This is a genomic window from Paenibacillus sp. P36 (genome assembly GCF_045866505.1).
Lineage (GTDB): Bacteria > Bacillota > Bacilli > Paenibacillales > NBRC-103111 > Paenibacillus_E > Paenibacillus_E chondroitinus.
Genome location: NZ_AP038372.1, coordinates 1,838,734 through 1,851,183 on the forward strand (window position 1 = coordinate 1,838,734; position 12,450 = coordinate 1,851,183).

General features: G+C 44.3%; 7 protein-coding genes. 6 read left to right on the top strand and 1 reads right to left on the bottom strand.

Annotation, left to right across the window (positions count from 1 at the left end; genetic code table 11):
- Positions 1 to 33 precede the first annotated feature (33 nt).
- The 6 genes from ACKTT9_RS08460 (at position 34) to ACKTT9_RS08485 (ending at position 10,970) form a co-directional block, all read left to right on the top strand.
- Entirely contained in the window at positions 34 to 564 is a 531-nt protein-coding gene (locus tag ACKTT9_RS08460; RefSeq protein WP_315955264.1) for a hemerythrin domain-containing protein, read from the top strand.
- A 204-nt stretch (positions 565 to 768) separates the two neighbouring features.
- Positions 769 to 3,117 (top strand): AraC family transcriptional regulator, encoded by a 2,349-nt coding sequence (locus tag ACKTT9_RS08465; RefSeq protein ID WP_407871205.1) that lies wholly within the window; start codon positions 769 to 771, stop codon positions 3,115 to 3,117.
- A gap of 225 nt (positions 3,118 to 3,342) precedes the next feature.
- Positions 3,343 to 4,263 carry an ABC transporter permease gene (locus tag ACKTT9_RS08470; RefSeq protein WP_407871206.1) on the top strand — a complete coding sequence of 307 codons (921 nt, stop codon included), beginning with the start codon at positions 3,343 to 3,345 and terminating at the stop codon, positions 4,261 to 4,263.
- A gap of 19 nt (positions 4,264 to 4,282) precedes the next feature.
- The gene (locus ACKTT9_RS08475; protein ID WP_407871207.1) at positions 4,283 to 5,170 is read left to right on the top strand and encodes a carbohydrate ABC transporter permease; all 888 of its coding nucleotides are present in this window, start codon (positions 4,283 to 4,285) and stop codon (positions 5,168 to 5,170) included.
- A 62-nt stretch (positions 5,171 to 5,232) separates the two neighbouring features.
- Entirely contained in the window at positions 5,233 to 6,786 is a 1,554-nt protein-coding gene (locus ACKTT9_RS08480) for an ABC transporter substrate-binding protein (RefSeq protein ID WP_407871208.1), read from the top strand.
- Between the two features lie 194 nt (positions 6,787 to 6,980).
- The gene (locus ACKTT9_RS08485; protein WP_407871209.1) at positions 6,981 to 10,970 is read left to right on the top strand and encodes a discoidin domain-containing protein; all 3,990 of its coding nucleotides are present in this window, start codon (positions 6,981 to 6,983) and stop codon (positions 10,968 to 10,970) included.
- Between the two features lie 552 nt (positions 10,971 to 11,522).
- Here ACKTT9_RS08485 and ACKTT9_RS08490 read toward each other — a convergent pair.
- Positions 11,523 to 12,428 carry a rhodanese-related sulfurtransferase gene (locus ACKTT9_RS08490; RefSeq protein WP_407871210.1) on the bottom strand — a complete coding sequence of 302 codons (906 nt, stop codon included), beginning with the start codon at positions 12,426 to 12,428 and terminating at the stop codon, positions 11,523 to 11,525.
- Between the last annotated feature and the right edge of the window lie 22 nt (positions 12,429 to 12,450).

The window sequence follows — 12,450 nt, forward strand, 5'->3', positions numbered from 1 at the left end:
GATTTCGGAGGAGACCCCAAAGGAGGATGAAGAATGAAAGACCGTTTGAGCATTCAAACGAATACGGAGTATATCGTGGATCCGAGTTATTTTCCCATACTCGTAGAACGTCTGAAGGAGGAACATTTACAGATGCGCGGGCAGCTTGCCGAAATCCGCACGATGGCTGCTTCCTTGTACTCCCTCGAGGATTGCTCAATAGGCATGTGTAAGCTGATTGAACTCCAAGATCTGATTCTATCTCTGGTGGAAGAGCTGGAGCAGCATTCGGAATGGGAGGAAAGTGAGCTGTTTCCACTCCTGCAATCCTACTTGCCTCCGACGACTGCGCTGTCGGTTTCCCGTTCTGTGACGGTTCTGGAACAGGATCATGACTTGGCTAAAAGGGTTGTGCAAACTTTCGTTGACGGTGTGAATGCAATGAAAGTGCCGATAGATGAGGAGTTCCTGCATGTGATGGCATCGGAGTTGATGACGGCCTGCTTAATCCTGCTCAGGCATTTCACCTTGGAGGAGGAACTTGTGTATCCGCTTGCCGACCGTATCGTGGAGCAATTATCTTAAGTACATAGGAAAAGGGTCTTTCTCAAGTTACAAAACTTGTAGAGAGGTCCTTTTTTTATATATTTTGGATGTCTAACTCTATTTAGAATAAATAGAAAAAAATATTGTAATAGACGAAGTCTGCCGAAATATTTAGAATATTGAATGAAGGGATTGTAAAAGTTTGTAAAGAGATGAGAGCTGACTATGGTGGGGGAGTGCAGATTGAAAATTACCAAAAAGTTGGGTTCCAAAAAATATTTAGCCCGGATCTACTTATGGTTTGCTTCATTGATCTTACTGGTTACAGCTATTTTATCGAGTGTCGTCTATTACAACGTACAAGAAAAAGTCTTTGATAACGAATACAAAAATAGCCGTAAACTTCTTGCCCAAACCAAATACAATATTGAATATTTGGATAATATGGTTCGGAATTTAATTTTGTCAACGTATAACAATAACGATGTGCGGGCGTTAATGTATTTGAATGACGATGAGACGTTTGATTATATGAATGTCATTAATAAGCTGAAAAGTTCCGTCGTTTGGAGCAATTCCTTTGTTCAATCGGTCTACATTTATAACAACAACAAACAGAACTACTACTCCACTTACGGACAATTCATACATAAAGACATAGAGTGGGAGAAGCTGCTGGAAGCGCATGGCGGATCGATCCCGCCGTTAAAGCCGGTTGTTCGTAATATGGATGTAAGCCTCGATGCTTCACATGTTCAAATGGAGAAAGTTCTGACCTATGTGATGTATGAGCTGACCGATGAGCAAGGCCGCATGGATGGCGCCGTCATCCTGAACATTAAACTGGAGTGGCTGTTCAATAATATTAAAGCGATTAACAACGTTGAAATGGAACAGCTCAGTAAAATGTTCATCCTAAGTGATGATCAACAGTTTATGGAAGTAAATGAGTCATTGTCGGAGCAAGGAACGAAGCTGGCGGCTTTATTACAAGAGAAGTACCCAACGCTCGGGGCAGCAGAGAATTATTTCAGTATAAAATTGGAAGGTAACAAATATTTAGCAGCTTATATTACCGTCGATCATACGGGATGGATTTTGTTTAAGACGGTGCCTTATGACGAAGCCTACGTTTATTTAAATAAGCTAAGGACAAGCATTATCATCATCACCGTCATTGTATTGCTAGTGACATTATTAGTTCTCTTTCAAGTGTCCAGAGGGATCTACAGACCTGTGGAGCAACTCGTTTCGCAGCTGCGTTCAAGTCAGTTCCTTGGCGGGGAAACCGCAGCGTCGAGGGATGAATTTGTTTTTTTGCAGGACGTCTACAAGAATTCGGCTGTTCAGCTGGGGCAGTTTCATCAAGAGAAGATCTCCGGCCAACAACGCATGAAGAACCGCTTTTTAAGCAAATGGATATTAAACAGCTTATCGGTCTCCATAGCCGATTTTGAAGGAGCATGCCTGGAGCATAAACTGCCTTTTCGGCAAGAGCAAAATTTTATGATTTGTGTGCTGAAGTTCGATAACTATAAGCATGTGACCGAAAAAAGCTTCGAGGAGAAAGAACTCCTGGTATTCGCGGTCATGAACATCGCTTCGGAATTTCTAAGCCAAGCCTGCCATGCAGAAGCGGTCGATTTACGCAATGATCACGTAGCAGTGATTTTACAATCGGAGACGTCGCTAGAGCTGCTGGAAGCATTAATTTTGCAGCTGCTTAAGGAGTGCCAAACCTATTTGTTCCAATGCTATCATTTATCGATTACCGCTGCTTTAAGTGCCAGTGTCGCAGACCATACGTATGCAACAACGGCTTATCAACAAGCACTGAATGTCTCTATGTATCGCTTCATCGCTGGTAAAATGTCGGTGTTAACGCAAGGTTATATTAAGCAATTAGGTCAGATTCCCTCGATGGATCGGGTACTGGAGCTGGAGAATCAACTGCTTGAGCAGGTGAGGATTGGGAATTACCGAGGATCGGCGGATAAGCTTGCTGCACTTTTGGATGAAGTGAAAAAGCTTGAATATAGCGACATGACGCTGTCCTTGCTGCACGCTGTGAATCAATTCAAGTATCTTGTTTACGATCTCAATAAATCGCGTAAAGAACCCGTTAAAGTAAATACGATTCTGATGAGTAAAGAACTGCTGCAGATTGAAACGATCGGCGAATTCCAAACCAAATGGATGGAGGTCATTGAGGAAATTACGAGTGACACTGAGGTTGAAAGAGATCGAATCTCTGAAGATGTCGTCATTGCGCTGCGTATCCAAGAAATGATCGACGAGCGTTATGCGGATTTGAATCTGGGAGCTTCCGAGATCGCAACGGTGATAGGCATATCCCCGGCCAAGGTCGGAAAGATTTTCAAGTCGCATAAACAAATGTCCATTCCTGATTACATGAATCGAGTTCGGTTGGAGAGGGCTGTGGAGTGGATGGAGAACTCGCAATTGAACATTCAAGATATTATGCGTAAGGTCGGTTTTGAAAATGAGAGCTATTTTTACAAAGTTTTTAAAGCGAAATTTGGGACAACTCCCCGTGAATTTATGGCTAAGCGAATAAAGGAACGCATGTGAGGATAAAGACCGTTAACGTTGACTTAGGCCGCTCAAGCCTTGCTGCGTAACGGTTTTTTCTTGTAGTAACAAAAAAATACAGTCCCTGAGAGGCAACAAATACAAAAAGTGCGGTCGCTGTTTTGGGCGGAAATAAAATGAGCAGTATACGGGTTCTCGCTGTGCGTTTTACAGTTAGGGTGTCGATCAAGGTTAGACATACATTTTACCCGAAGGAGTGGAGCTGTGATTCTACTAAAGAAAGAATTAACGCATTTAAGAAAAAATAAGAGTTTGTTCCTCATCTCGCTTCCGGCACTGTTGTTTGTTTTTGCCTTTTCTTATTTGCCGATGTTCGGCACGGTGCTGGCCTTCAAGGATTTTAATTATGCCAAAGGAATCTGGGGAAGTGATTGGGCAGGGTTGGATAACTTTAAGTTTTTCTTCACTTCCCAGGATGCGCTCAGGGTGACGCGAAATACGCTGCTGCTGAATGCTTTGTTCATTCTTATCGGACTTGCGGCTTCCGTCGTATGTGGAATTCTGCTGGCCGAGATGGGAAGAAAGGCAGTGAGGGTGTTTCAAACCGTTCTCTTTTTCCCTTATTTTTTATCCTGGGTAGTCGTCGGTTATCTCACGTATATCCTTCTCAATCCTACTTACGGTGCCGTCAATAAGCTGCTGGAATGGCTGAATATAGCGCCGGTAGACTGGTATTCGGACCCCAAATATTGGCCTGTCATCCTGGTCATCACCTATCTATGGAAAAATGTCGGCTATACCGCAATCATTTTCTACACAGGATTGATGTCAATTGATCCAAGTTATTATGAAGCCGCCGCCATTGATGGAGCCTCTCGGTTTCAACAGATTTTGCGTATCTCCTATCCGCTAATTGTGCCTCTGGTGCTGCTGCTTTTCATGTTGAATGTGGGCAAAATCTTCTTTTCGGATTTTGGTTTGTTTTACTTCGTGCCTCGCAATGCAGGAGCTTTATATTCGGCTACCGACGTTATCGACACCTACGTGTATCGTTCATTACGAGTTGTCGGCGATATCGGTATGGCATCGGCAGCTGGTCTATACCAATCGTTCGTAGGACTTGTGCTTGTCCTCATCACCAATCGGATTGTCAAAAAAATAGACAGCGAGAGCGCGTTGTTCTAGCCCAAAAGGAGAGAAAGCTATGCCGATTCGAAGTCGGGCTCAGCAATGGTTCCAAGGTGTAAATATCACATTTTTCCTATTCATTTCATTGATTACGGTTATTCCGCTGATCTACGTGCTCTCTGTATCCTTAACCTCCGATTCCAATATTGTTCATTACGGGTACAACCTCATTCCAGAACATCTAACAGGCAAAGCGTATTCGTATTTACTGCAAACGCCGAAGCAACTGCTGAGTGCCTATTTCATTACGATCACCGTCACTGTTTTGGGCACGGTGTTAAGCCTCATTTTGACGACCTCAGTCGCCTACGTTATGACGCGAAGAGATTACAGATATCACCGGATCACATCGTTTTATGTGTTCTTTACGATGATTTTTAATGGAGGACTCGTACCCACCTATATGGTTGTGACTAAAATTCTGCATCTGCAGGATACGATATTTGCCTTATTCCTGCCCTATGGCGTAAGCGCGTGGTTCGCCATGCTTATGCGGGGATTTCTGATGAGTATGCCCTTTGAGATTATAGAGTCGGCCAAGATCGACGGAGCAAGCGAGATCCGAATATTCGCCGGTATCATCGTGCCTTTGTCAAAGCCTGCGCTGGCGACTGTCGGGTTATTTTACGCGCTGGGTTATTGGAACGATTGGTGGCTGGCGATGTTGTACATTTCGGATACAGATCTTGTTCCCCTGCAATACTTGCTGCAGAGTATCATGTCGAATTTGGAGCATTTAACCAGTCATATGCAGGCAGGACTCCAGATCAATTTGGAGCAAATTCCAGGAGAATCGGTTCGCATGGCTATGGCTGTGCTGGCGATAGGTCCTATGATGTTCGTTTTTCCATTCTTCCAGAAATACATCGTAAAAGGTCTCACGTTAGGGGCAGTGAAAGGTTAGATTGTTATGGATTGTTACACTCATTTGAGTGTTCAATAATAAATAATTAGGGAGGTTCTAGAATGAAAACTAGAAAAATGAAATCGATACCGCTCGCATTAACCACGATTCTATTAGGCTCCATGATGTTGGCAGGCTGCAGCAAAACGGGGGTAAACCCTTCAACAGCTTCGCCGGATGCAGCAATGAAAGAGACGGCGGCTCCGAGTGCCGAAGCAAAGAAACTTGATCCGGTAACGCTCAAATGGTATCTCCCTCAAGGTGCATTCCCCGATGCGAAAGCGGTATTCACCGAGATGAACAAAATCACAAAAGAAAAAATTAATGCCGAAATTAATATCGAGTTTGTAGATTGGGGAAATTACGATCAAAAAATGCAAGCTGTATTGGCATCGGGTGAAAACGTAGATCTGATGTTCACATCAAACTGGACGAATGATTATGTTTCCGCTGTGAATAAAGGCGCTTATCTGGATATCACGGATCAGCTCAAGAAGTATGGCACGAACATTTTGAAACAGGTACCTGAAAAAGCATGGGAAGCCCCGAAAATTAACGGAAAATTATATGGCATTATTAATACGCAGGTTCTGGCCAGAACACCAGGTATGCTGATCAATAAAACGTATGCGGATAAATACGGCTTTGATCCGTCGAAAGCTAAGAAACTTGAAGACTTGACCCCTTTCTTGGAAAAAGTAGCTGCTGGCGAGAAAGACAAATATGCTTTTCGTGTGAAAGGCAACGATGACCAGTTGAGTTATATTGGGTCTGCGCTTGGCATTGAGTATTTCGCTGATACGAATCCAGGTGTGCTTCTCATCAATGACAAAGATACGAAGGTCGTCAATCTCTTTGAGACAAAGGAATACGTGAACTTCCTGAAACTGATGCATGAGTGGTATCAAAAAGGCATTATCCGCAAAGACGCATCTACGATTACAGATCTTGATGCCGATGAGAAGGCTGGGAAATATATTACAAGAACAGCTGTTATGAACCCCGATGTACCAGCTAACCAAGCGGATCGTTACGGCAATGGTAAGCCGGAAAACGTACTTACTGTCCAATTTTCTCCTCCCTATATGAGTACGGGTTCTATTATTGGAACTTTGACAGCGATCCCCCGTACTTCGAAGAATCCGGAACGTGCCATGATGTTTTATGATTTGATGTATTCGGATGCTAAACTATTTAATTTAATGAACTATGGGATTGAAGACAAGCATTACAAAAAAACAGGCGAGGATCTAATTGAAATGATCCCAAACAGCGGTTACAACGTTGCTTCGGGTTGGGAGTACGGCAACATGTTTAACTCCTATCGCACAAGCCCGTTACAACCAAAATGGTTCCCGGCAGGCCCGGATATGAACAATGCGGCAATTTCGTCCAAAGTGCTCGGCTTCAGCTTCGACCCTTCTAAAGTGAAAAGTGAGCTGGCGCAATGCGCGTCCGCGATTAGTGAATTTAAAGCAGGTCTGATTACCGGATCGCTTGATCCCGATACGACATTGCCGAAATTAAATGAGAAGTTGAAAAAAGCAGGCATGGACAAGCTGCTGGCTGAAATGCAAACACAAATTGATGCTTGGAAGGCAGCGAATAAAAAGTAGCGGGTGCGTAACCGTGGCGGGGGTGAAATGTACCGCCGCCACGGTTAAAAATAACCATCATAGTGGAAGGAGGGATAATAAACCATACAGGGTACGGTGATGACGATAGGGTTCTGACACAAGGGCTTGGCTTCTGAGACATGCTAGCTTGCGGGTTTAGACTAAGCAAAAATCCAAATAGAGGAGGTTATATTATGTTCATTAGAAAAACAATCGCCGGTGTGTTGGCGGCCTGTATGTTCGCATCTGTGCAAATCCCGATTGGATTTGCTGCACCGAATGAGCCATCCTTGACTAGGCTTCCGGGTGTTGTGGCAACGGCGAGCAGTGAGTGGAATAAAATGTATGCGAGTAGAACGATAGACGGAAGCGTGTCGGGAGACAGCTCTACTTGGACATCCAACCATAATGTGAGGCCACATTGGTTGAAGATTCAGCTTCCCGCGGTAAAAACGATATCCAAGTATGTGCTTCACCATTATGGCGTACACGGTGATAAGATTTTAAATGCTAAAAGTTTCAAAGTTAGCGTAAGCACGGATGATGTCAATTGGACGCAAGTGGATCAAGTAGATAATAACATCTATGATGTCACGCAGCGTACGCTGACATCGCCGGTTACGGCTCGTTATTTTAAAGTGGATTATGTTACACCGGAGCAAGCCGGATCTGAAGGCAGCAGTGAAGCCCGTCTGGCCGAAGTCGAACTCTTCAGCAGCAGCGATGCCGTAAGCACATTGTATAATAAGACGCCAGTGATTACCTTGAATAATCGGACAATCGGCTATACCGGCGAACCGGTCAATTGGTACACGGATGGCGCAAACGTTCCGATCGCCTATAAGGGCGGGGTTGATTATTTGCAAGTTCCATTGAAGTACCTGTATAAAAAACATGGCGTAACAGAAGCTTTTACGGAAACGGCCCCCTCCCAAATAGGCCAGTATGATGTAAAAGCTGTATTTGCTGGAAATGACACGTATAGCAGTGCGGAGAGCAGTGTCGCCGTTCTCACGATAACCAAAGCAACCGTCAACCTGACACTGGAGAGCAAATCTTTCACCTATACGGGTGTAAATGTTCCGATGACAGGGGCTGTATCGTATCCCATTCAAGTACCTTATATTTACAAATATAAAGCGCTTACACCCGGTGCGACATGGAGAAATGCGCCTCCGATAGACGTAGGTACTTACATGGTGAAAGCTGATTTTGCCGGAAATAGTGTTGCGCTTCCTTCGGAAAGCAATGAAACGACAATGAGTATCGTCCCAGCTTCCGCAAATGTGAATTGGCCGGAATTGAACACACTTTTGTCTGGACTTACGGCTAAGCAAACGACTCCAGTTGATACGGTTATTAACGGTAAGTATATGACTTCGGGTATGTTGATGGGCAATGGTACTTTTGGCGTTGTCTCCGATGCCCAAAAAAATCAACAAAGCTATTTCCTGGCCAGCGGTAATGCCTGGGGTGGCAAAAAAATTATGAATGCCCGTTTGACATTTGCAAACGGTGATCCAATTGTTCCAACGCCTCCGAGTCCGCCGGCCCCTTTTACTTTTGACTCTTCCAACTCTGTTTTGGTGAATAACCAGAAAGATAATGAGGCGAATCCACAAAATTATAGTCCAGCCTACGCATTTGATTCCAATGAGGGGACGGAGTGGATATCCTATACGCAAAAAGATTCGCAAACCTTCGGGCCGCGCCCACTGGAAAAGTGGATCAAAGTTCAAGGAAGAGAACCATTTACGTTTAACAAGATTGAACTCAAGCATCATAGCGTGCTTTTTCCAGATGAAGCGAAGTATAACCTCTATAACTACGATATTCAGACTTCAAATAATGGAACGAATTGGACGACAATCAAAAGTGTAACGGGCAGTGTGTATTCGTCTGTTTATACCAATACGTTTGATTTTGCTGCACCGATTACTGCCAAATATTTAAGGGTATACACAACGACACCTGTAGACCCGCAATATGCCACACTGCATTTCCCAAAAGATATGACTTCTGCGCGCATTACGGATATAAATTTGTATAATAACGGCGCTAATGTGATCAATCCCTCTAAGACAGATAATGGACGTTTCTCGCATGAACGCGATATTTTGAATGCTGAAATCCGCAGTAAAATGGAATATAACAGCAATTTGGTCAGTTACAAGACCTGGGTCGCGGACGATCAGAATGCCATGTTTACGAATGTTACCTTGGATAGCAGTGCGGCAGGTCCGCAGAAAGTGAAAATCGAATTGAGCAGTCCGACAACGGATGGAGTCGTCAATGCAACGGGAACTGACGGCAATGCGATTTGGTTGACCCGAGATAACGAAACCGGATTTGTATTCCGCGGAGCAACAGCAACCAAAGTGATTAAGGGTAACTATCAAATGGGAGCGGGCAACGTCATTATGTTGACGCTGAATCCTGGAGAGACGGCAAAAATCGGTACTGTGCTGTATACGCACAGCGGACTGAAAGCGCCGATAGGAACCGGTTCGATCCTCGTCACCAAAGATATAGCGACAGTGAAAAATACCGCTCTACAGAAACTAAATGCGATAACGGAAGCCTCGATCGATACAGCACGCACCTATCATCTGAACTGGTGGAAAAATTATTGGCTCAAATCCTATGTGAAGTTAAGCGATTCGGTCATACAGGACTACTACTACACCACGCTTTATATTTTAGGTTGCGCTATTCGTCAAACGCCGGATTGGGCTGAGCAGCCGAATGTGGTCGGAGGTTTAAACGGCCTGTTCAACACGAATGATAATTCAGCGGCCGATGGGCATGCGGTCTTGAACTATAACTATGAAGCGCCATTCTACGGGGTGCATTCCAGTAACCGGACGGATATGCTTCAGCCCTATTATGCGGATGCTGTGAATTCATTGACCTTTGAGCAGCAAAGAACGGCCGCGAGAGGTTATCAAGGCACTCAGGCCGACAGACATACGTTGCCGATAATGGCCTATTACGGGAAGTTGGATCCTGCGCCGGTTGCAAGCGAGAGAATCCCTCAATTATCAAGTGACCAAAAGACGAACGTCGCTTTGTTCACCCGGGCATTGGAATGGGATTGGCTGTACAACAGAGATGACGAAGATTTGAAGAGGTTTATTTATCCTGCGATTAAACAAGTGGTGCAATTTTACTGTGATTTTGTAGTGAAAAAGGAAGACGGCAAATATTGGGTATATAATAGTGCGAATAACGAGGGGGGATGGAACATCAATGCCTCCATGGATATGGGGTATATCCGCTCAACATTCAGAGATTTTATGGAAATGGCGCAGCACTTGAATGTAGACGCGGACTTGATTGCGAAATGTCAGGAAATACTTGCGAATCTGTCTCCAATTCCTACAAGCACGAACAATCCGACGACTGTAAATCTATTAGCCCAGCTTGGTTTTAACCACAATAAGGAGATTTTTGTAGGCGGTGTTGAGAGCGCAAATCCTATTCAGGTAAAATACTATGATTTACCATGGGCTGCTTACATCTCGAATAACAACCAACCTGTTGTCATGGAAGGCTCGGTTCATCCGAGTGAATTAATCAACAAAGGTTCAGACCCTGCGCTTCTTCAAATTGCGAAAGATACCTTCGATTATGGTGATTTTCTGAATCCGCATTTCAATGGCGGCACACTGAATGGTTTCTCCAAATCATACACCATTGCAGCAAGAATAGGGGTTGATGCAGATCTATTAACTGATCGGTTCCATAAAACGCTGAATATGATCTATAACAGCAAGAAGTTCTACGATAGCGGAGCCTCTTATGAAAACAGCGGTGCGTTGGAAAGTGTCAACAGCATGCTGCTGCAGAACGAATTGAATGACATTTCGGGAGGAACGTACGAAATGCGCCTATTCCCGGCATGGAGCAAAAACGTTGACGCCAAATTCGTCACTTTGCGTGCGAAGAACGCATTCCGTGTTTCCAGTGAACTGAAAAACGGCAAAGTGCTGTCGGCCGAAATCATCAGCGACGCCGGTAAATCGTTAACCTTGGTATCACCATGGCCGAATGGTATCGTTGTCAAGGACCAAAACGGCAATACGGTCGCTGCAACACAAGGTACTACGAGACATACCAATGAGGTTGCCTATACCTTTAACACATCTGTTAATGGCGTTTACACCATTACAGAAAAACCATAATTTCATGCATCTGTTTATGAAGGCGCCTCCGTCTCAACTGAAATGAATGATGTTGGAAGTGTCTTCTTCCAAATTTTAGGAAGTGCAAAAAAAGTACAGTCTGTCAGACGTTAAAACCAAAATGAGCAGTGTACTTCCGTTAAATCTTTTAAGTATATTAGGTTTGCCACAGATCACATCCAATGCCCCTGCTCCCCTCCAAAATGCCAAATTTTCATCCGCTCGGCACTAGTAAAGAGGCTGTTCCCGTAGTCATCCAATGACCGAGGGATATGTCTCTTTTTTTTGGATTAACGGGAAATACTACCGCTATTTCATTGAGTCATGCCGTTAATAGAGTGAATAAATGGAATTTCTCCTGTTAATGCGGACGATTGAGCCAGGAAGTAGGGGAGTTGGACTGGAGTAACGGTATTTTTTCCAGTTATTTGTTGTTTAAAGCTGAAATTTGTTGAAATAACTGGAGTTTTTCCCGCTAACCCAGCAGCTGCAATAAAAAAGAGGCTGTCCCCAGTCATCCAATGACCATGGACATGCCTCATTTTATTCGGATTAAGCCTCTAACGAACTAAGCGTCTTCTCTTCACATTCCTTGGAGCAGAAGCTGTTATGCTCTTCTTCGCAAGCTTCACAGCATACGTGCTTCAGATGGCACAAATCGTTCGCACAGTTGATGTAGCGATCTTCAGGTTTGCCACAGTGGTAGCATTTGCCTACAATGATATCCTCGTCCGTACGGTTGATAGGAACCGAGATTCGCTCATCAAACACGTAACATTTACCGTCAAAAAGACGGCCCTTCACGTCTTCATCTTTCCCGTAAGTGACAATGCCGCCATCGAGCTGGTAAACATCTGTGAAGCCCTCTTGAATCAGAAAACCGGACAACTTCTCGCAACGAATACCGCCAGTGCAATAAGTGAGAATCGGCTTGTTCTTAAATTCTTGAAGATTGTTGCGAATCCATTCCGGGAATTCGCGTGTTGTTTCTACTTCGGGACGAATGGCGCCACGGAAGTGCCCGATTTCGTACTCGTAATGGTTGCGCCCGTCGAGGACGATAACATCTTCTTGTTGAAGCTTTTCATAGAAATCTTTGGGCTTCAAATGCGTGCCCGTCAACTCATTCGGATTCACATCTTCTTCGAGACGGAAGGTGACGAGCTCTTTTTTAGGACGAACGAACAGCTTTTTGAAAGCATGTCCTTCGCTCTCATCAATTTTGTAGACCATATCTTTAAAAAGAGGCATTTGGTTCATCATGGCGATGTAAGCGTCGGTTTGTTCCACGGTTCCGGAGAGGGTGCCGTTGATGCCTTCCGGGGCGATCAGAATACGGCCTTTGACGCCGAGCTTTTTGCAAAAAGCCAGATGCTCTCGAGCTAATGCTTCATGATCTATCACATTAACGAATTTATAATACAACAAAATGCGGTATGGAGCGCTTTGTTCTGTCATGATCTTAAACCACCTATACATA